15 protein-coding genes and 2 tRNA genes are annotated in these 20,230 nt (G+C 61.0%); 4 read left to right on the plus strand and 13 right to left on the minus strand.

The window, feature by feature from the left end; all coding sequences use genetic code 11:
* Positions 1-264: 264 nt before the first annotated feature.
* The 8 genes from CIB54_RS05335 to rnr form a co-directional block, all read right to left on the minus strand.
* A complete protein-coding gene (locus tag CIB54_RS05335) occupies positions 265-2,568 on the minus strand; it encodes a YgiQ family radical SAM protein (protein WP_101218932.1) in 2,304 nt (767 codons plus the stop codon).
* Positions 2,569-2,664: 96 nt separating this feature from the next.
* The gene (gene dnaB / locus CIB54_RS05340; RefSeq protein WP_003188079.1) at positions 2,665-4,062 is read right to left on the minus strand and encodes a replicative DNA helicase; all 1,398 of its coding nucleotides are present in this window, start codon (positions 4,060-4,062) and stop codon (positions 2,665-2,667) included.
* Between the two features lie 111 nt (positions 4,063-4,173).
* Complete coding sequence (gene rplI / locus CIB54_RS05345; RefSeq protein ID WP_003171376.1) at positions 4,174-4,620, minus strand: 50S ribosomal protein L9; 447 nt, start codon at positions 4,618-4,620, stop codon at positions 4,174-4,176.
* An 18-nt stretch (positions 4,621-4,638) separates the two neighbouring features.
* The gene (locus CIB54_RS05350; protein WP_065894510.1) at positions 4,639-5,532 is read right to left on the minus strand and encodes a YybS family protein; all 894 of its coding nucleotides are present in this window, start codon (positions 5,530-5,532) and stop codon (positions 4,639-4,641) included.
* Between the two features lie 36 nt (positions 5,533-5,568).
* Entirely contained in the window at positions 5,569-5,799 is a 231-nt protein-coding gene (rpsR, locus tag CIB54_RS05355) for a 30S ribosomal protein S18 (protein ID WP_002551829.1), read from the minus strand.
* Positions 5,800-5,827: 28 nt separating this feature from the next.
* Complete coding sequence (gene rpsF / locus CIB54_RS05360) at positions 5,828-6,250, minus strand: 30S ribosomal protein S6 (protein WP_003236224.1); 423 nt, start codon at positions 6,248-6,250, stop codon at positions 5,828-5,830.
* Between the two features lie 201 nt (positions 6,251-6,451).
* Complete coding sequence (rlmB, locus tag CIB54_RS05365; RefSeq protein WP_065951508.1) at positions 6,452-7,216, minus strand: 23S rRNA (guanosine(2251)-2'-O)-methyltransferase RlmB; 765 nt, start codon at positions 7,214-7,216, stop codon at positions 6,452-6,454.
* A complete protein-coding gene (rnr, locus tag CIB54_RS05370; RefSeq protein ID WP_101218934.1) occupies positions 7,213-9,843 on the minus strand; it encodes a ribonuclease R in 2,631 nt (876 codons plus the stop codon). The genes rlmB and rnr overlap by 4 nt, the downstream gene beginning before the upstream one ends.
* Before the next feature lie 226 nt (positions 9,844-10,069).
* On the opposite strand from rnr, the gene CIB54_RS05375 reads away from it, so the two are divergent.
* The 4 genes from CIB54_RS05375 (at position 10,070) to CIB54_RS05390 (ending at position 13,134) form a co-directional block, all read left to right on the plus strand.
* A tRNA-Leu gene (locus CIB54_RS05375) sits at positions 10,070-10,156 on the plus strand.
* A 154-nt stretch (positions 10,157-10,310) separates the two neighbouring features.
* Positions 10,311-10,397, plus strand: a tRNA-Leu gene (locus tag CIB54_RS05380).
* Positions 10,398-10,555: 158 nt separating this feature from the next.
* Positions 10,556-11,581: an iron ABC transporter substrate-binding protein gene (locus CIB54_RS05385; protein WP_101218936.1), complete on the plus strand. Its 1,026-nt coding sequence runs from the start codon at positions 10,556-10,558 to the stop codon at positions 11,579-11,581.
* The gene (locus CIB54_RS05390) at positions 11,581-13,134 is read left to right on the plus strand and encodes an ABC transporter permease (protein WP_065951511.1); all 1,554 of its coding nucleotides are present in this window, start codon (positions 11,581-11,583) and stop codon (positions 13,132-13,134) included. Before CIB54_RS05385 ends, CIB54_RS05390 begins: the two co-directional genes overlap by 1 nt.
* 97 nt (positions 13,135-13,231) lie before the next feature.
* On the opposite strand, the gene CIB54_RS05395 is transcribed toward CIB54_RS05390, so the two are convergent.
* From CIB54_RS05395 to hflK, 5 genes are all read right to left on the minus strand, one after another.
* Positions 13,232-15,166, minus strand: coding sequence for a methyl-accepting chemotaxis protein (locus CIB54_RS05395; protein WP_101218938.1), 1,935 nt, complete (start codon positions 15,164-15,166; stop codon positions 13,232-13,234).
* A gap of 139 nt (positions 15,167-15,305) precedes the next feature.
* Complete coding sequence (locus CIB54_RS05400) at positions 15,306-16,595, minus strand: adenylosuccinate synthase (RefSeq protein ID WP_065886517.1); 1,290 nt, start codon at positions 16,593-16,595, stop codon at positions 15,306-15,308.
* Between the two features lie 54 nt (positions 16,596-16,649).
* On the minus strand, positions 16,650-17,837 hold the full coding sequence (locus CIB54_RS05405) for an ATP phosphoribosyltransferase regulatory subunit (RefSeq protein ID WP_065951513.1): 1,188 nt from the start codon (positions 17,835-17,837) through the stop codon (positions 16,650-16,652).
* A 293-nt stretch (positions 17,838-18,130) separates the two neighbouring features.
* Positions 18,131-18,997, minus strand: coding sequence for a protease modulator HflC (gene hflC, locus CIB54_RS05410; protein WP_003188064.1), 867 nt, complete (start codon positions 18,995-18,997; stop codon positions 18,131-18,133).
* Positions 18,997-20,172, minus strand: coding sequence for an FtsH protease activity modulator HflK (hflK, locus tag CIB54_RS05415; protein WP_101218940.1), 1,176 nt, complete (start codon positions 20,170-20,172; stop codon positions 18,997-18,999). Before hflK ends, hflC begins: the two co-directional genes overlap by 1 nt.
* Between the last annotated feature and the right edge of the window lie 58 nt (positions 20,173-20,230).

Below are 20,230 nucleotides of genomic sequence, written 5' to 3' on the forward strand. Positions count from 1 at the left end.
CATGAACTGGGAGCGGTTGGAGTCCATGCCGATGCTGAGCAGGGGGTTGCTCATGGGGGTGCTCTTCCTTGAAGGGGGGTGACGGAACTGACGCTATCGGGGGCAAGCCCCCTCCCACATTTTGAATGTATTCACACATCAAAGTGTGGGAGGGGGCTTGCCCCCGATAGCAATCTGATAGGCGCCACCTTACCAAACAGGCTCACCACCGACTAGAAAGCAAAACGCCAGCACGAGGCTGGCGTTTTGCATGTCAGGCTGCGATCAACGCGGCACCACCGGCTTGCGCGCAGGCTTGCCGCCTTTGCCCTTGGCCGCATCGGTACGTTCCTTCGCCGCCTGTTTGTTACGCGCCTGAGCCGCCGCCTTGGCTTGCTCGCGCTTGTCCCACGGGTTGCTGCCGTCGCTGCCACGCGGTGGCAGGCCGGTGTGCTGGGTGAGGATTTTGGTGGTGGTTTCCCTGGCGACCTTGTGGCTGCCGGCCGGCGTCGAGTTCTTGCGACGCGCGCTCTGGTAGCTGTCGGTGCTCGGCTGATGCAGCGGGATCAACTGGTCCTTGCCCGGCCCGATCAGGTCGGCACGGCCCATGCGGGTCAGCGCCTCACGCAGCATCGGCCAGCCCTTGGGGTCGTGGTAACGCAGGAACGCCTTGTGCAGACGGCGCTGCTCTTCGCTCTTGACGATGGTCACCGCGTCGCTCTTGTAGGTGACCTTACGCAGCGGGTTCTTGCCCGAGTGGTACATCGCGGTGGCGGTGGCCATCGGCGACGGGTAGAACGCCTGCACCTGGTCGGCGCGGAAACCGTTGCCCTTGAGCCACAGGGCCAGGTTCATCATGTCTTCATCGGTGGTGCCGGGGTGGGCGGCGATGAAGTACGGGATCAGGTACTGCTCCTTGCCCGCTTCCTTGGTGTACTTCTCGAACATGCGCTTGAACTTGTCATAGCTGCCAATGCCCGGCTTCATCATCTGGTTGAGCGGACCTTCCTCGGTGTGTTCCGGGGCGATCTTGAGGTAGCCACCGACGTGGTGGGTGACCAGCTCCTTGACGTACTCCGGCGACTCGACGGCGAGGTCGTAGCGCAAGCCGGAGGCAATCAAAATCTTCTTCACACCCGGCAACGCACGGGCGCTGCGGTACAGCTGGATCAGCGACGAGTGATCGGTGTTCAGGTTCGGGCAGATGCCAGGGAACACGCACGACGGCTTGCGGCACGCGGATTCGATTTCCGGGCTCTTGCAGGCGATGCGGTACATGTTCGCGGTCGGCCCGCCGAGGTCGGAGATCACCCCGGTGAAGCCCGGGACCTTGTCGCGGATCTCTTCGATCTCGCGAATGATCGACTCTTCGGAACGGTTCTGGATGATGCGGCCTTCGTGCTCGGTGATCGAGCAGAAGGTGCAGCCGCCAAAGCAGCCACGCATGATGTTCACCGAGAAGCGGATCATGTCGTAGGCCGGAATCTTTTCCTTGCCGTACACCGGATGCGGGACACGGGCGTAAGGCATGCCAAACACGTAGTCCATTTCTTCGGTGGTCATGGGAATGGGCGGCGGGTTGAACCACACATCCACTTCACCATGTTTTTGCACCAGAGCGCGGGCGTTGCCTGGGTTGGTTTCCAGGTGCAACACTCGGTTGGCGTGAGCGTAGAGCACTGCGTCGCCACGGACTTTTTCCACCGACGGCAGGCGGATTACGGTTTTGTCGCGGGTCATGCGCGGGCTGGCCAGGATCTGCACGACCTTGGCTTCGTCCGGATCATCAACCGGCCCCTTCTCTTGCTCAATGGCGCAAGCCTGGGTGTCCTGGGTGTTCACGTACGGGTTGATGATCTTATCGATCTTGCCCGGACGGTCGATACGCGTGGAGTCCACTTCGTACCAGCCTGCCGGCGTGTCACGGCGAATGAACGCAGTGCCGCGCACGTCAGTGATGTCTTCAATCTTGTGACCCCACGACAGGCGCTGGGCAACTTCGACAATTGCGCGCTCGGCGTTGCCGTACAACAGGATGTCGGCGGTGGCGTCGATCAGGATCGAGTTACGCACGCGGTCCTGCCAGTAGTCATAGTGGGCGATGCGGCGCAGGGAGGCTTCGATGCCACCGAGCACGATCGGCACGTTCTTGTAGGCTTCCTTGCAACGCTGGCTGTACACCAGGCTGGCGCGGTCCGGGCGTTTGCCGGCCATGCCGCCAGGGGTGTAGGCGTCGTCGGAGCGGATTTTCTTGTCGGCGGTGTAGCGGTTGATCATCGAGTCCATGTTGCCGGCCGCGACGCCGAAGAACAGGTTCGGCTCGCCGAGCTTCATGAAATCGTCTTTGGACTGCCAGTTCGGCTGGGCAATGATCCCGACGCGAAAGCCCTGGGACTCCAGCAGCCGGCCGATGATCGCCATGCCGAACGACGGATGGTCAACGTAGGCATCACCGGTGACGATGATGATGTCGCAGGAATCCCAGCCAAGCTGATCCATCTCCTCCCTGCTCATGGGCAGGAATGGCGCAGGACCGAAACATTCGGCCCAGTACTTGGGATAGTCAAATAACGGCTTGGCTGTTTGCATGACGGTGACCGGTGTTGAGATGAAAAATCGCGGGCGCGGAATATAGCACAAATTTTGACCAATTCCGACGGTAATGGTCGGAATTGAGCAAACGGCTTACTCGTCGTCGTCGAAGTTGTAGCTGCCCGGCGCGAGGTTTTCGAAGCGCGTGTACTTGCCGATGAACGCCAGGCGGATAAAGCCGATAGGCCCGTTCCGCTGCTTGCCGATGATGATCTCGGCAATGCCCTTGTGTTCCGTTTCGGGGTGATACACCTCGTCGCGGTACACGAACATGATCACGTCGGCGTCCTGCTCGATCGCTCCGGATTCACGCAAGTCGGAGTTCACCGGGCGCTTGTTGGGGCGTTGTTCCAGGGAACGGTTGAGCTGGGACAGCGCCACCACCGGGCAGTTGAATTCCTTGGCCAGGGCTTTCAGGGAGCGGGAGATTTCGGAAATCTCGTTGGTGCGGTTGTCGCCGCTGGAACCCGGGATCTGCATCAACTGCAGGTAGTCGATCATGATCAGGGCGATGTCGCCGTGTTCACGCACCAGGCGGCGGGTACGCGCACGCATCTCTGAAGGGCTGATACCGGCGGTGTCATCGATGAACAGCTTGCGGTCGTTAAGCAGGTTGACCGCCGAGGTCAGGCGTGGCCAATCGTCGTCTTCCAATTGGCCGGAACGCACCTTGGTCTGGTCGATACGACCCAGGGACGAGAGCATACGCATGATCAGCGATTCACCTGGCATCTCGAGGGAGTACACCAGCACCGCCTTGTCGCTGCGCAGTACGGCGTTCTCCACCAGGTTCATGGCGAAGGTGGTCTTACCCATCGAAGGACGGCCGGCGACGATGATCAGGTCGGACGGCTGCAGGCCGCTGGTCTTCTCATCGAGGTCGGTATAGCCGGTGGAAATACCGGTGATCGCGGCATCGGTATTGAACAAGGTGTCGATGCGGTCGATGGCCTTGGTCAGCAGGTCGTTGACGCTGACGGGGCCGCCGGTCTTGGGCCGTGCTTCGGCGATCTGGAAGATCTGGCGCTCGGCTTCGTCGAGGATCTCGGCGGCGGTGCGACCTTCGGGGTTGAAGGCGCTGTCGGCGATTTCGGTGCTGATGCCGATCAACTGGCGCAGGGTGGCGCGCTCGCGGACGATCTGCGCATACGCCTTGATGTTGGCGACAGACGGCGTGTTTTTCGCCAGCTCACCGAGGTAACCGAGGCCGCCCACTTGGGAGGTCTGGCCCTCCTTGTCCAACTGCTCAGCCAGGGTCACCACGTCGATCGGTGAGTTCTGGTCGGCCAGCTTGGCGATGGCGCGGAAGATCAGGCGGTGGTCATGGCGATAGAAGTCACCGTCCGAGACTTGATCCAGCACGCGTTCCCAGGCGTTGTTGTCCAGCATCAAGCCACCGAGCACAGCCTGTTCGGCCTCGATGGAATGCGGCGGCACCTTCAGGGCAGCGGTTTGCAGGTCATATTGCTCAGGAGCGGAGATTTCGTTCATGGCCACTTGGAATTTAAGGGTGTGTAGAAAAACAAAAGGCACGACCTGTAAACAGGATCGTGCCCGATGTTAACCGGCTGGCACACGAGGTGCCAGTCAGTTAGGTGCGACTTAAGCTGCTACCACGACAACGCGTACGGTGGCTTCAACTTCGGCGTGCAGGTGCACGGCTACGTCGAATTCGCCTACGTTGCGGATGGTGCCGTTCGGCAGACGAACTTCGCTCTTCTGCACTTCAACGCCGGAGGCGGTCAGTGCATCAGCGATGTCGTGGGTGCCGATCGAACCGAACAGCTTGCCTTCGTCACCGGCGGTGGCAGTGATAGTCACTTCCAGCTCAGCCAGTTGGGCAGCGCGAGTTTCGGCCGAAGCTTTTTTGTCTGCTGCGGCTTTTTCCAGCTCAGCACGACGCTCTTCAAACGCAGCCAGGTTGGCAGCGGTTGCAGCGGTGGCTTTGCCGTATGGCAGCAGGTAGTTACGACCGTAGCCGGCCTTAACGTTCACTTTGTCGCCCAGGTTGCCCAGGTTGGCGACTTTTTCCAGAAGGATCAGTTGCATGTGAAAATCCTCTAACTTTTAACCTTCACCGTTCGCGCTATCGGCGTCTTTCGACGCCAGACGTCCGCGAAAATCAATCAGGCCGTCGACAATGGCCAGGACCACGAGTAACGGATAGATCAGCTGCATGAACAGCAACAGCGTCACGTACAACCCCACCAGCCAGAACCTGGCCAGGCGCTTTCGCGCAACCAGCCCGTGAATCAGGGCCAGCCCGGCAAACACCAGCGGTACGCTGCAAATCGGCGCCAGCAAGGCCATCTGTGGACCGAAGTTCGGTCCGACAACCATGCACGCCAGCAGCAACATCGCCGGCCCCGCGGGAATCCTGATACTGCGAAACTCGCGACCAAAACCACCCGGGTTATACAACAACGCCTGCCAATAACGCCCAAGAATCAGGCTCAGCACGCTGACAACCTGCAACAAAGCCGCAATCAGGCCGGTCAGGACCGGGGCAATCAGTGACGCAAACCGCGCTCGCTCATCTACCGACAATTGCTGGTAGAGATCCCCGAGGGCCAGCGGCAGGATCTTGACGATCTCCTGCGCCAGCGCCTCGATTTGCGGGCGGAAAGCCGCGCCAAGCATCACTGAGTACACCAACCCCACTGCCACGCTGACCAGCAGCGTACGGACCCAGGACTCACTTGCGCGTAAAACCAACGCAAGGCTCGATGACCCCAGCAGTACCAGAAGTACCCGTGGATCACCCATTTGCAGCCACCAGATCAAGGCCGGCAACAAACCCAGGGCAAGAACGCCCAGGGCGTCCTTCAAACCGCGCCGCAGGAGCACAAGGCAACCTGCGGCAGCACCCAACCAATAAAGCAACGGCAATGCCGCACAGCCAGCCACTACCAGAGTGGCCTGCACACGACCGCGCATGATGAACTCAGCTAAGGCGCGCATGCATTCAATCCCTTACTACTTGTCGACTGCCCGGTCTCAGCGGCCGTGGCTGTCGGTGTAGGCCAGCAGGGCCAGGAAGCGGGCGCGCTTGATAGCGGTGGCCAGCTGACGCTGATAACGTGCTTTGGTACCGGTGATACGGCTTGGAACGATTTTGCCGGTCTCGGATACGTAGGCTTTCAGAGTGTTGAGATCTTTGTAATCGATCTCTTTCACGTCTTCAGCGGTGAAGCGGCAGAATTTACGACGACGGAAGAAACGTGCCATTTGATAGGCTCCTTAAAAGGTCCGTGGATTACTCGTCAGCGTTATCGCTGTTGTCGCTGTCATCACTGTCAGCGCTATCAGCGCCTTCGTGCTCAGGACGGTCGCGACGCTCACGGCGCTCACTGCGGTTTTCTTCAGCCTTGAGCATCTCGGATTGGCCGGTAACGGCTTCTTCGCGACGGATGACCAGGTTACGGATCACTGCATCGTTGTAGCGGAAGTTGTCTTCCAGCTCGGCCAGGGCCTTGCCGGTGCATTCAACGTTCAGCATCACGTAGTGAGCCTTGTGAACATTGTTGATTGCGTAGGCCAGTTGACGACGGCCCCAATCTTCCAGACGGTGGATTTTGCCGCCGTCTTCTTCGATCAGCTTGGTGTAACGCTCAACCATGCCGCCGACTTGCTCGCTTTGATCCGGGTGGACCAAAAAGATGATTTCGTAATGACGCATGAATGCTCCTTACGGGTTGTAGCCTGCCGCTCAAAAACGGTCAGACAAGGAGTGAATGACACTTATGGATCTTGCCGCAGGGGAGGCACATGCGTGCCTGCCAGGTGGGCAAGGGGCGCAATAGTAGAGGAGCAGGGGGGAAGCTGCAAGCTACAAGCTACAAGTGGTCGACCACCTAGCTTTTAACTTGCAGCTTGAGGCTTACGACTTGCGCGAAGCGACTGCCTTTTTGGCACCGCGCTGACGCCGGGCTTCGAACAGGCACACGCCCGTCGCCACCGACACGTTCAGGCTGCTGACGCTGCCGGCCATCGGCAAGTGCACCAGGTAATCGCAATGCTCGCGGGTCAGGCGACGCATGCCCTTGCCCTCGGCGCCCATGATCAGGATGGTCGGGCCGGTGAGGTCTTGGTCGTAGATGCTGACTTCGGCCTCGCCTGCCGTGCCGACAATCCACAAGCCGCGCTGCTGAAGCTTCTCCAGGGTGCGCGCCAGGTTGGTCACGGCCACCAGCGGAATCACTTCCGCCGCGCCGCAGGCCACTTTACGCACGACCGGCGTGAGGGTGGCCGACTTGTCTTTAGGCACGATCACTGCCAGCGCGCCGGCCGCATCCGCCGAACGCAGGCAGGCGCCGAGGTTGTGCGGGTCAGTCACGCCGTCCAGCACCAGCAGCAACGGTGCGCCTTCGGTACGGTCGAGCAGCTCGTCGAGCATGGCTTCGCCCCACACCTGGCTCGGGCTGACGTCGGCCACCACGCCCTGGTGAACGCCTTCTACCCACACGTCCATTTCACGGCGCTCGGCCTGGCCGATGGCAACCTTGTTCTGGGTGGCCAGCTCGACCAGCGCTTGCACGCGTGGCTCGCTGCGACCTTCCGCCAGCCACACCTGCTTGACGCGCTTGGGGTGGTGACGCAGCAGTGCTTCTACGGCGTGCACGCCGTAGATTTTTTCCAGACTCATGACTTGGCCTTAGGTTTGCGCGACCCGCCGCTTTTCGCGGGGGCCGAACCCGCTTTAGGCGGGCCTTTACGGTGTTTACTCGGTTTGCTCGACGGTTTTTCCGCCCCCTGGGACTTTCCCCCAGACGCCGCTTTACCACCGCTTTTGGCTTCGTTGAGCAACTGCTGCTTCAACTCGCGGCTCTTGCGCAGCTCGGCGTTTTTCGCCGCGGCATCGCTTGGACGGTAGGCTTCAGGGGCCTTGTCCTTGGCCGAAGAACGACGACCGGTCTTGGCAGGTGCAGGCTCGGCAGCTGTCTTCACGCTGGAAGCCTTGCCTTTGGAAGCCGGCGCTGCGGTTTCGCTGCCACGCTTTTTGCGGCCAGCCGGCTCTGCAGGTTTGTCAGGCATGCCGAAGTCGATCTTGCGCTCGTCCAGATCGACACGCATGACCTGCACTTCCACGGTATCGCCCAAGCGGAAGCTGCGACCGGTGCGCTCGCCCGCCAGGCGGTGGTGCACTGGATCGAAATGGTAGTAGTCACCCGGCAAGGCGGTGACGTGCACCAGACCCTCGACGTAGATGTCGGTCAGCTCGACGAACAGGCCGAAACCGGTCACGGCGGTGATCACACCCGGGAACGACTCGCCCACGCGATCTTTCATGAACTCGCACTTGAGCCAGTTCACCACGTCACGGGTAGCTTCGTCGGCGCGGCGCTCGCTCATGGAGCACTGCTCGCCCAACTGCTCAAGCGCCGCTTCGTCGTACGGATAGATCCGTGCCTTCGGAATGGTCATGGCACCGGCGCGCTTGACGTGCGGGGTGTTCTGCTTGGAATGGATCACGCTGCGGATCGCGCGGTGCGTGAGCAAGTCCGGGTAACGGCGGATCGGCGAGGTGAAGTGGGTGTACGCCTCGTAATTCAGGCCGAAGTGACCCTGGTTATCGGCGCTGTACACCGCCTGGCTCAACGAACGCAGCATCACGGTCTGGATCACGTGGTAATCCGGACGGTCCTTGATGCTGGCCAGCAGGGCCTGGTAATCCTTCGGCGTCGGGCCGTCCTTGCCTTTGTGCAGGGACAGGCCGAGTTCACCGAGGAACGCACGCAGTTTTTCCAGGCGCTCCGGCGGCGGACCGTCGTGGACGCGGTACAACGCAGGAATCTCGTGCTTCTTCAGGAATTCCGCGGTGGCCACGTTGGCCGCCAGCATGCATTCCTCGATCAGCTTGTGCGCGTCGTTACGGGTGGTCGGGGTGATGGCGGCAATCTTGCGCTCGGAACCGAAGACAATCCGGGTTTCCTGGGTTTCAAAATCGATCGCGCCACGGGTGTGACGGGCGCCCAGCAACACCTTGTACAGCGAATACAGCTGCTTGAGGTGCGGCACCACGTCGGCGTATTCGCTGCGCAGGGCCTTGGCTTCGCCGGTCTTCGGCGTTTCCAGGATGGTGCTGACCTTGTTGTAGGTCAGGCGCGCCTGGGAGTGGATCACCGCTTCGTAGAACTGGTAGTCGGTCATTTCGCCGGTTTTGGAGATGGTCATCTCGCACACCATGGCCAAACGGTCGACTTTCGGGTTCAGCGAGCACAGGCCGTTGGACAGCTGCTCCGGCAGCATCGGAATCACGCGCTCAGGGAAGTACACGGAGTTGCCGCGCACCTGGGCTTCGTTATCCAGGGCCGAACCGATCTTCACGTAGCTGGACACGTCGGCAATCGCGACATACAACTTCCAACCGCCGGAAAACAGGCGCAGCTTGCCCGGCTTGGCTTCACAGTAGACCGCGTCATCGAAGTCGCGAGCATCTTCGCCGTCGATGGTGACGAAAGGCAGATGGCGCAGGTCGATGCGTTTTTCTTTGTCTTTATCTTCGACTTCCGGCTTGAGCTTGGCGGCTTCCTTGAGCACGGCATCAGGCCAGACGTGAGGAATATCGTAGGTGCGCAGCGCCACGTCGATTTCCATGCCCGGCGCCATGTAGTTGCCGACCACTTCAACGATATCGCCCTGGGGCTGGAAGCGCGCAGTTGGCCAGTGGGTGATTTTCACCTCGACAAACTGGCCGACCTTGGCGGCGCCATTGCGGCCCGGGGTGATCAGCACTTCCTGCTGGACCTTCGGGTTATCCGGCACCACAAAGCCGATGCCGCCTTCTTCGAAGTAACGACCGACGATGGACTCGTGGGCACGCGACACCACTTCGACGATCACGCCTTCACGACGACCACGACGATCCAGGCCGGAAACACGCGCCAGGGCACGGTCGCCGTCGAACACCAGGCGCATCTGCGCCGGGCTCATGAACAGGTCGTCACTGCCGTCATCCGGAATCAGGAAGCCGAAGCCGTCCCGATGGCCGGCGATGCGGCCCAGGATCAGGTCGAGCTTGTCGACCGGCGCGTAAGTGCCACGGCGGGTGTAGATCAACTGAGCATCGCGCTCCATCGCACGCAAACGGCGGCGCAGGGCTTCGAGCTGGTCTTCGGTGGTCAGACCGAATTCTTCAACCAGCTGCTCGCGGCTAGCAGGCGAACCACGATCGGCGAGGTGCGCCAGGATCAGTTCGCGGCTAGGAATAGGGTTTTCATATTTTTCCGCTTCACGAGCGGCCTCGGGATCGAGGGACTGCCAATCGGCCATTAGAGAGTTTTCACCTTGTCTATATGCGGGTTAGTTTGGCATACGCGTATTGAAACGGGAAATTTCAGACGTCATCAAGCCTTTTAAAAGGCCTTTGCAGCCCCCGGTGCGCACCTTGCACGACCATTGGCGAAATTTTCCAGGCTTTTTTCATGGCAGGGGTTTACAGCGTAAATATCGCTCCGTATAGTGCGCGCCATCGACGACGGCAACGTTGTCAGATAATGCCCAGGTGGTGAAATTGGTAGACACGCCAGCTTCAGGTGCTGGTGATCGCAAGGTCGTGGAAGTTCGAGTCTTCTCCTGGGCACCAAATTCAGATCAAACCCGCGAAAGCGGGTTTTTTCGTTTCAGACCTTTGATTTTTAACGGAAAAATTGATTTATATTTTTCGAATCAGGGGTTTACAGATCAAAAAGCCCGCCGTATAGTTCGCCCCATCAACAGCGGCAACGTTGTCAGATAATGCCCAGGTGGTGAAATTGGTAGACACGCCAGCTTCAGGTGCTGGTGATCGCAAGGTCGTGGAAGTTCGAGTCTTCTCCTGGGCACCAAATTCAGATCAAACCCGCGAAAGCGGGTTTTTTCGTTTCCGGGGTTTGGAAACTTTGGCTGGAAAACTTTACCCACCGTCAGCCTCAAGCCCGCACTTGAGAAGCTTTATCGTTTATCCTTGTAGTGATTTGTTGCACATAAGCGAGGAACACTTCGGATGATGATCCGCGATAACCGACTCAAGACATCCCTTCTGCGTGGCCTGTCTCTTACCCTGCTCGGCCTGACTCTGCTCTCACCCAACGCCTATTCCGCTGACAAGATCTCCCTGACCCTTTACAACGGCCAGCACAAGGAAGTCGGCGATGAGCTCGCCAAAGCCTTTGAAGCCAAGACCGGCATTCACGTCAACGTGCGCAAAGGCAGCAGTAACCAACTGGCCAGCCAAGTCGTCGAAGAAGGCGACCGCTCCCCCGCCGACGTGATCTATACCGAAGAATCGCCGCCGCTGAACAAACTCGGCGAGCAAGGCTTGTTGGCGAAAATCGATGCCAGCACCCTCGACGTGCTGCCCAAGGATTACGTCGGCAGCAATGGCGACTGGATGGGCGTGACTGCACGCACCCGCGTTGTCGCCTTCAACCCCAAGCTGATTGCCGAAAAAGACCTGCCCAAATCGGTGCTGGATTTCGCCGGTCCCGAGTGGCAAGGCAAGGTCGGCTTCGTGCCCACCAGTGGTGCCTTCCAGGAACAGGCGGTGGCGATCATCAAGCTGCACGGGCGTGAAGCCGCTGAAGAGTGGCTGACCGGCCTGCGCGCCTTCGGCAAGGTGTACAGCAACAATATGGTGGCCCTCAAGGCCGTTGAAAATGGCGAAGTGGCCACTGTTTTGGTGAACAACTATTACTGGTTCGCCCTGAAGAAAGAAAAAACCAACCTCGACTCCCAACTGCACTATTTCACCGACGGCGATGCCGGCGGCCTGATCACCGTGTCTTCGGCGGCCGCGCTGAAATCCAGCAAACACCCCAAGGAAGCCCAGCAACTGCTGGCCTTCATGGCCAGTGAAGAAGGCCAGCGCGTGATCACCAACACCTCGGCGGAATACCCGTTGCGCAAGGGCATGCAATCCAATCGCGGCCTGAAGCCCTTCAACGAACTGCAACCGCCGAAAGTCACCCCTGCCGACCTGGGCAATGCGGAAGAAGCCCTGGAACTGGAACGTGACGTTGGCTTGAACTGATGACCCCAACGCTTCGCGCTGCAGGCTTTCGCCCCCGGCGCAAACGCCCTTCAATCTGGCTGCTGTTGCCGGTGCTGTTGCTGGTTGGCCTGAGCCTGCTGCCACTGGTGTATGTCGGGCTCAAGGCCTGGCAGGCCGGCTGGGCACAGGCGGTGCATCTGCTGTGGCGGCCTTATGTCTTCGGGCTGCTGCGCAATACCTTGTCGCTGATGGTCGGCGTGACGGTTGTGTGCGGCGTGGTCGGCCTGTCCCTGGCCTGGTTGCTGGAACGCAGCAATCTGCCGGGGCGACGCATCTGGGGCGTGATCCTGTGCCTGCCGTTTGCGGTACCGGCGTTTGTCAGCAGCTTCACCTGGGTGTCGCTGAGCGCCAACTTCGAAGGCCTCGGCGGCGCGATCCTGGTGATGAGCCTGTCCAAGTATCCGCTGGTATTTCTGCCGGTGGCCGCCACGCTGCGCAATCTTGACCCCGCGCTGGAAGAGTCGGCGCGCACCCTGGGGTTGAATCGCTGGGGCGTGTTCCGGCGCATTACCCTGCCGCTGCTGTGGCCCTCGCTGGTCGCGGGAGCGCTGCTGATTGCGTTGCACATGCTGGTGGAATTCGGCGCCCTGTCGATCATCGGCTTGCAGACCTTTACCACCGCGATCTACCAACAGTTCGAACTGGAGTTCAGCAACGCCAACGCCGCAATGCTCTCGGCGGTGCTGCTGGTGATGTGCCTGAGTTTGTTGTGGCTGGAGCTGCGCGTGCGCGGCAAGGGCCGCCATGTGCGGATCGGCCAGGGTGCGGCGCGACATGCCGAGCAGGTGAAACTGGGCAAGTGGGCGTTTTTTGGCCAGCTCTATTGCCTGGCGCTGGCGATCATTGGCAGCGGCATTCCGCTGGGGATGCTTGGCTATTGGCTGGCCGTGGGTTCATCGGCGGCGTTTCCGGTCGCTGCAATCAGTGAGGCGCTGTTATCATCCCTGGCGCTTTCCCTGGGTGGCGCAGCGTTGTGCCTGGCACTGGCGGTGCCGGTGGGCCTGCTGGTGGTGCGCTACAAAGGCCAACTGGCGATCTGGGCTGAACGCCTGCCGTACCTGCTGCACGCCCTGCCCGGCCTGGTGATTGCATTGACCCTGGTGTATTTCGCACTGCATTACGTGCCGGCGCTGTATCAGACGTCGGCACTGTTGCTGATCGCCTATGCGCTGTTGTTCTTGCCCCTGGCCCAGGCGCCGATTCGCACGGCTCTGAACAAGGCCGCGCCACAGTTGGAGGAGGCAGCGCGCACGCTCGGCGCATCGTCGTTCAGTGCGTTCTGCCGGGTGACGCTGCCGATCATTTTCCCGGCATTGGGTGCCGCGTTTGCGCTGGTGTTTCTGGATGCGATGAAGGAGCTGACGGCCACCTTGTTGTTGAGCCCCACGGGGTTGAATACTTTGGCGACTGCCGTGTGGGCGCATACCTCGAATGTGGAGTTTGCGGCAGCGGCGCCGTATGCGGCGTTGTTGATTCTGGTGTCGGGGTTGCCGGTGTATCTGCTTACGACGCGGATGTATCTGAGTCGCTGAAATGGCTATCGGGGGCAAGCCCCCTCCCACACTTGAGTTGTGAACACATTCAAATGAGGGAGGGGGCTTGCCCCCGATGAGGCCGGCACAGACAACACTAAGCCCGAAACTGCCCCAGACTCGCCTTCAACTGCGCCGCCAACCCATCCAGCACCTTGCCACTGGCAGTAGTCTCCACCACCGCTTGCGCGGCCCGCTCAGCCTGGGCATGAATCACCTCGACCCGGCCACGCACCGCATGCGCACCCTGGGCCTGATGCTCGGCCGCGCGTGTCGCCAGACCGATTGCCGCATGCACCTGCTCCACCGACGCCTGCACCGTCTGCTGCAAGCGCACGCTGTCGCGCAGCACCAGCAAGCCTTCATTGGCCTGGCGCCCCGCCTTGCCGATGGTTTCCACCGCCTCACGCGCGCCCTGCTGCAACGCCACGATATGCGCCTGGATATCGCCGGTGGAGCTTTGGGTCTTGCTGGCCAGCGCACGCACTTCGTCCGCCACCACCGCAAAGCCGCGCCCGGTCTCGCCGGCCCGTGCCGCTTCAATAGCCGCGTTGAGGGCCAACAGGTTGGTTTGCTCGGCGATGCCATGAATCACCGTCAGCACTACCTCGATCTGCTCGCTTTGCTGCGCCAACCGCTCGATCACCTGGGACCCGGCCTGCACCTGCCCGGCCAACGCCTCGATCAAGCTGCCGACCTCAGCCGACGTGCGCGAGTTCTCATCCGTGGCCTGGCGAATCTCCACCACCTGCTGCAAGGCCGCCTGCATGGCATGGCTTTCGGCCTGGGCTTCGTCGGCCATTTGCGACAGTGCGCGCAGGCTTTCTCCAACCTCGTCGCGCTGCAGTCCAGCCGCTGCATCGGCGCCGGCATTGCGCAAGGTCATCGCGCCGATCTCCATGCCGGTGCGCTGGGCCACATCGCCCGCCTCGCGCACGATGGGCTGTAACTTATCCACAAAGCGATTGACCGCCGAAGCCATGTCACCAATTTCATCCTTGCTGCTGATCTGTACACGCTTGGTGAGGTCGCCCTCGCCTGCCGCCAGGTCATCCATGGCGGCAATCAACAGCTTCAGGCGGTTGACGACGCGGCGGCCGAGCACAATGGCGATCAGCAGCAATACGCCAAGACCGACCAGCGCCAGGCCCATGCCGATACGCCAGCGCAAGGTGCCGGCAGCCTCTTGCACCGCACTGGTGGTATTGGCCGCCATCTGGGTGGCCGTGACTTGCGCCGATTGCAGGCGCGCGCCCATGGCGGCAGCGCTATCGGCCGCGGCGCCTTTGAGGCTGTCGCCAACCAGTTGATCACCGCTGGCAATCAGCGCGGCGAAACGGGTGTCCAGTGCTTGCAGATCGGCCTCGACCGATGCGGTCGACACCCCCATGCGGACTTTGCCGATCTCAACGCCGTTGGGGCTGATCGAGGCTTCGACGTAATACACCGAAGGATCAGCCTTGGCCGCGTCCAGTACTTTATCCAGGGCACGCTCCCCCGCGCCTTTGGCCAACAAGGCCTGGTTGATCGGATTTTCACGGTTCAGGTAGCGGGTCAAATGCTCGCCGGCCGCGTCGTCATACACCACGAACAACACGTTGGGATTACGCTGCGCACGCCGGGCAAACTCCGATAATGTCGGCACGTCGCTGTCCCACATGGCACGCGGCGCCACCGAAGCCAGCAACTGCGCCATGTCATTGGCGGAGTCCTGCAGGTCTTTTTCCAGGGTCGCACGCAATTGCTTCTGCTCTTGCTGAAGACGCGTGGAAAGCCCTGCGGTCAGACGCTGGCGGGTGCTGGTGGAAAGGCTATCCAGGCTGGAGGTAACTTCCTTGCCGGCCTGGGCCAATTCGCCGGACAGCTTCTGACTGTCGATGCCCAGGCGGTGACCCAAATCGGCCTCCAGGGCCGTGACCGTGCTCCGCGTCAGCGCGACGGCCACCAGCACTTGCACCAAAAGAGCGATACCTAGGGTAACGAACACCGGCCGCAGCAGACGGCTTTGTAACAACGAGAGAACGGCAGACACTGGAAATCCCTCCACCACGGGTGCCATTAAATTGATAGCACCGCGAAAAAGAGAAACACAGCAAGGGTCGTGCCGCTTGCCAGGCAGAAACGACAAAGGGCTCCCGAAGGAGCCCTTTACTTTTTACATCAACAGCTTATTAAGCGAACGGGTGACGCAGAACGATGGTCTCGTTGCGGTCCGGGCCCGTCGAAATAATGTCGATCGGTGCGCCGATCAGCTCTTCGACGCGCTTGATGTAGGCGCGGGCGTTGGCTGGCAGCTCTTCCAGGGTCTTGGCGCCCACGGTCGATTCGGTCCAGCCCGGCACTTCTTCGTATACAGGCTGCAGTCCCACGTAGCTGTCAGCGTCGGTCGGCGCAACATCGTTGCCTTGCGCGTCTTTGTAGCCGACACAGATGTTGATGGCTTCCAGGCCGTCGAGCACGTCCAGCTTGGTCAGGCAGATGCCCGAGATGCTGTTCACGTCGATGGCGCGACGCAGGATAACGGCGTCGAACCAGCCACAACGACGAGCACGGCCGGTGGTCGCGCCGAATTCGTGACCTTGTTTGGCCAGGTGAGCGCCGACGTCGTCGAACAGCTCAGTCGGGAACGGACCGGAACCTACACGGGTGGTGTACGCCTTGGTGATGCCCAGGATGTAGTCCAGGAACATCGGGCCCACGCCCGAACCGGTGGCCACGCCGCCGGCGGTGGTGTTGGAGCTGGTCACATACGGGTAGGTGCCGTGGTCGATGTCCAGCAACGAGCCCTGGGCGCCTTCGAACATGATGTCTTTGCCAGCGCGACGCAGGTCGTGCAGCTCGGCCGTCACGTCGAGCATCAGCGGCTTGAGCAGCTCAGCGTATTCCTTGCACTCGGCCAGGGTCTTTTCGAACTCGATGGCGGGCTCTTTGTAGTAACCCACCAGCATGAAGTTGTGGTAATCCACCAGTTCACGCAGCTTGTCTTCAAAGCGCGGCATGTTGAGCAGGTCGCCCACACGCAGGCCACGACGTGCAACCTTGTCTTCGTAGGCCGGGCCAATGCCGCGACCGGTGGTGCCGATCTTCAGCTCGCCACGGGCCTTTTCACGGGCCTGGTCCAGCGCCACGTGGAAGGACAGGATCAGCGGGCAGGATGGGCTGATACGCAGGCGCTCGCGCACCGGTACGCCTTTCTCTTCCAGCTTGATGATCTCGCGCAGCAGGGCGTCCGGCGCAACCACCACGCCGTTGCCGATCAGGCACTGTACGCCTTCGCGCAGTACACCCGAAGGGATCAGGTGCAAGACGGTTTTTTCGCCATCGATGACCAGGGTGTGGCCCGCGTTGTGGCCACCCTGGTAGCGCACTACGGCGGCAGCATGTTCGGTCAGCAGATCAACGATCTTGCCTTTGCCCTCATCACCCCATTGGGTGCCCAGGACTACGACATTCTTACCCATAACACTTGTCCTCATTCGCGCAAACTTGGTGCCGGCGATGGCCGGCAGGAAAACTCAAGAAGCCAGTGGCGATACTTGCCAAAGCCCGTTCTGCTGAATCAATTGCCGGTCGCAGTCCGCTTCACGGGCGGCGGCCAATGGCTGCCCAGGCAAGGCCTGGACGACACGCTGACCCTCACTGCGCAACTGGCAGACCTGCTGCCAGAGTGCCGCGTCCGTACTGTCGGGCATCCAGATGCCACCAGACGGCAGCTCGACCTCAGCACGCCCCAGGGTCACCAGGGTTTTCAAATCGGTGGAAAAGCCGGTGGCCGGACGGGCGCGACCGAAGTCGGCGCCGATATCGTCATAACGACCACCCTGGGCGATGGCCTGGCCAACACCCGGAACAAACACCGCGAACACCACACCCGTGTGGTAGTGGTAGCCGCGCAACTCGCCCAGATCAAAATACAGCGGCAACTGCGGGAAGCGCGCCGACAATTGCTCGGCAATCGCCAGCACATCGTTCAGGGCGGCCAACACCGGCGCCGGTGCGTTGGCCAGGCGCTCACGTGCAGTGACCAGCACTTCACGGCCGCCGCACAGGTTGACCAGCGCACGCAGCATGTCGGCCAGTTCAGCCGGCACGCCAGCGGTCAGGGCAATGACTTCATCGATGGCCTTGCGTTGCAGCGCATCGAACAACTGTTGCTCAACCTCACCGGACAAGCCGGCCGCACGTGCCAGGCCGCGGTAGATACCCACGTGGCCCAGGTCCATGTGCACGTCCGGCACATCAGCCAGTTGCAGCATGGCCAGCATCAGGCTGATCACTTCAACGTCGCTGCTCGGGCTCGCATCGCCATACAACTCGGCGCCCAGCTGGATCGGGCTGCGCGACGATGACAAGGCACGCGGCTGGGCATGCAGCACGCTGCCGGCGTAGCACAAGCGGCTGGGGCCTTCGCGGCGCAGGGTATGCGCATCGATACGCGCCACCTGCGGCGTGATGTCGGCACGAAACCCCATTTGCCGGCCCGATTGCGGGTCGATGACCTTGAAGGTGCGCAGATCCAGGTCCTGGCCCGCGCCAGTCAGCAGGGATTCCAGGTACTCGATATGAGGGGTCACGACAAACTCGTAGCCCCAGCTCTGGAACAGATCCAACACCTGGCGACGCGCTATTTCAATACGCGCAGCTTCTGGTGGCAGTACTTCTTCGATGCCATCTGGCAGCAGCCAGCGGTCTACCGTTGCCATTACGCCATTCCCCTTTGATCCGGGCGGCCAGCCCTCGGCCGAGCCTTGAGTGAAGCAGAAAATACCCGCTGCCTGCATAAACCACGCGCAAGAGCGACGTGACGAACGACCTGTCACCGGCCTCGTCGGGCACTTTCCTCGAAAAACCTGTCACGCCTGCCGAATCGAACACGCAGACGCAAAAAAGCCGGGAATTTCCCGGCTGCCGCATCATACACCCGTTTTCTGAAAGGATCACCCCGCCAGGCATTTTAGCCGCCCGACGGAGTGGTCCCTACAGAATCACAGGCCTGTTACTTGGACTTTTCCAGGTAGCGGAAGAAATCGCTGCTTGGGTCCAGCACCAGCACGTCGGTCTTGTTCGCGAAGCTTTCACGGTAGGCGCGCAGGCTACGGTAGAACGCGTAGAACTCCTGGTCCTGGCCATACGCCTTGGCGTAGATCGCCGCGGCTTGAGCATCACCATCACCACGAGCCTCTTCAGACTCGCGATAGGCCTCCGCCAACAGTACACGGCGCTGACGATCGGCATCCGCACGGATACCCTCGGCCAGCTCGTTACCCTTGGCGCGGTGCTCACGGGCTTCACGCTCACGCTCGGTGCTCATGCGCTCGAACACGCTGCGGTTCACTTCCTTGGGCAGGTCGATAGCCTTGACGCGAACGTCGACCACTTCGATACCCAGTTCTTTCTCCGCCATGGTGTTCAGCGAACGAGTGATGTCAGCCATCAGCGCATCGCGTTCACCGGATACCACCTCGTGCAGGGTGCGCTTACCAAACTGGTCACGCAGGCCCGACTCCAGACGGCGCGACAAACGCTCGTCTGCAATTTGCTTGAGGCCCGAGGTCGCAGTGTAGAAGCGCTCGGCATCCTTGACGCGCCACTTGGCGTAGGCGTCAACCATCACGGCTTTCTTTTCCAGGGTCAGGAAGCGCTGTGTCGGTGCATCCAGAGTCATCAGGCGCGCGTCGAACTTGCGCACCTGGTTGACGTAGGGGACTTTCACATGCAGGCCCGGCTGGACATCCGCCTGGACCACACGACCGAATTGCAGCAGCACCGCGCGCTCGGTTTGAGCGACGATGTAGAAGCAGTTCCAGGCAGCGATGACCACGACGACGCCCACAATCAGGGCGGTCAGCGATTTATTGCTCATCAACGGCTCTCCCTGGTACGTGTTTGCTGTTGCAGCAAGTCAGCGGCCGCACGGGCGCTCGCTTCGTTGGCAGCGGCATTCGAACCGGTGGACGGCGCGTTGGCGCCGCTACGACCACCTTCGATCATCTTGTCCAGCGGCAGGTACAGCAGGTTGTTCTGCCCACCCTTGCTGCCGGTCACGAGAACCTTGCTGGTGTTGCTGAAGACTTCCTGCATGGTGTCCAGGTACAGACGCTCACGAGTAACCTCGGGCGCCTTGCGGTACTCGGCAACCAGCTTGGTGAAGCGGTCCGCCTCACCCTTGGCGCGGGAGACTACTTCGTCGCGGTAACCGTTGGCATCCTCAAGGATACGCTGGGCCTGACCACGGGCTTCCGGCACCACGCCGTTGGCGTAGGTTTCAGCCTGGTTGCGCGAACGCTGCTCGTCTTCACGGGCGCGGATCACGTCGTCAAAGGCTTCCTGCACTTCACGCGGTGCGGCTGCGCTCTGTACGTTGACCTGGGTGACGGTGATACCGGTGCGATAGGTATCGAGGAAGCGTTGCAGGCGCTCCTTGATTTCGCTGGCCATCAATTCACGCCCTTCGGTCAGTACCTGGTCCATGGCGGTGGAACCGACCACGTGGCGCAGGGCACTTTCGGTTGCGTGTTGCAGGCTGATTTCCGGCTGATCGACGTTCAGCACGAAGTCCTGCAGGTTGCTGATCTTGTACTGCACGGTCAGCGGCACTTCGACGATGTTCTCGTCTTCAGTCAGCATCTGGCCCTGCTTGGTGTAGGCACGCTCACGCGTGACGTTCTCCATGTACTTCTTGTCGATCGGCGGGAAATAGATGTTCAGGCCTGGCCCGACAGTCTCGTAATACTTGCCGAAGCGCAGCACAACGGCTTGCTCCTGCTCATCCACCACGTAGACCGCGCTGTACAGCCAGACGGCTGCGAGCACGACAAGACCCAGGCCCAGCAGGCCATAGCCGCCGCCCTTGCTTGTGCGACCGCCATCGTCACCACCGCGTTTTTTCCCACCACCGAACAACCCATTCAGGCTTTCCTGCAGCTTTCGGAAGGCCTCGTCGAGATCCGGTGGCCCCTTGCGGTCGCCATTATTGCGGCGCTTACCACCCCAAGGATCCTGATTATTCGAGTTGCCACCCGGCTCATTCCAAGCCATAGCGCTCTCCATCTGATAAAGCAAAGACGCACCCACGGCGCGCCGACCAATGCTACAG

This window comes from Pseudomonas fluorescens (assembly GCF_002837185.1).
GTDB lineage: Bacteria > Pseudomonadota > Gammaproteobacteria > Pseudomonadales > Pseudomonadaceae > Aquipseudomonas > Aquipseudomonas fluorescens_AM.

Excerpts from the sequence above, each read along its gene's own strand:
- CIB54_RS05335 (WP_101218932.1), bottom strand. The coding sequence starts at position 2,568 with ATGCAAACAGCCAAGCCGTTATTTGACTATCCCAAGTACTGGGCCGAA.
- hflC (WP_003188064.1), bottom strand. The coding sequence starts at position 18,997 with ATGAGCAATAAATCGCTGACCGCCCTGATTGTGGGCGTCGTCGTGGTC.
- dnaB (WP_003188079.1), bottom strand. The coding sequence starts at position 4,062 with ATGAACGAAATCTCCGCTCCTGAGCAATATGACCTGCAAACCGCTGCC.
- CIB54_RS05385 (WP_101218936.1), top strand. The coding sequence starts at position 10,556 with ATGATGATCCGCGATAACCGACTCAAGACATCCCTTCTGCGTGGCCTG.
- rplI (WP_003171376.1), bottom strand. The coding sequence starts at position 4,620 with ATGCAACTGATCCTTCTGGAAAAAGTCGCCAACCTGGGCAACCTGGGC.
- rpsF (WP_003236224.1), bottom strand. The coding sequence starts at position 6,250 with ATGCGTCATTACGAAATCATCTTTTTGGTCCACCCGGATCAAAGCGAG.
- CIB54_RS05405 (WP_065951513.1), bottom strand. The coding sequence starts at position 17,837 with ATGGCAACGGTAGACCGCTGGCTGCTGCCAGATGGCATCGAAGAAGTA.
- CIB54_RS05350 (WP_065894510.1), bottom strand. The coding sequence starts at position 5,532 with ATGCGCGCCTTAGCTGAGTTCATCATGCGCGGTCGTGTGCAGGCCACT.
- rlmB (WP_065951508.1), bottom strand. The coding sequence starts at position 7,216 with ATGAGTCTGGAAAAAATCTACGGCGTGCACGCCGTAGAAGCACTGCTG.
- rnr (WP_101218934.1), bottom strand. The coding sequence starts at position 9,843 with ATGGCCGATTGGCAGTCCCTCGATCCCGAGGCCGCTCGTGAAGCGGAA.
- rpsR (WP_002551829.1), bottom strand. The coding sequence starts at position 5,799 with ATGGCACGTTTCTTCCGTCGTCGTAAATTCTGCCGCTTCACCGCTGAA.
- hflK (WP_101218940.1), bottom strand. The coding sequence starts at position 20,172 with ATGGCTTGGAATGAGCCGGGTGGCAACTCGAATAATCAGGATCCTTGG.
- CIB54_RS05390 (WP_065951511.1), top strand. The coding sequence starts at position 11,581 with ATGACCCCAACGCTTCGCGCTGCAGGCTTTCGCCCCCGGCGCAAACGC.
- CIB54_RS05400 (WP_065886517.1), bottom strand. The coding sequence starts at position 16,595 with ATGGGTAAGAATGTCGTAGTCCTGGGCACCCAATGGGGTGATGAGGGC.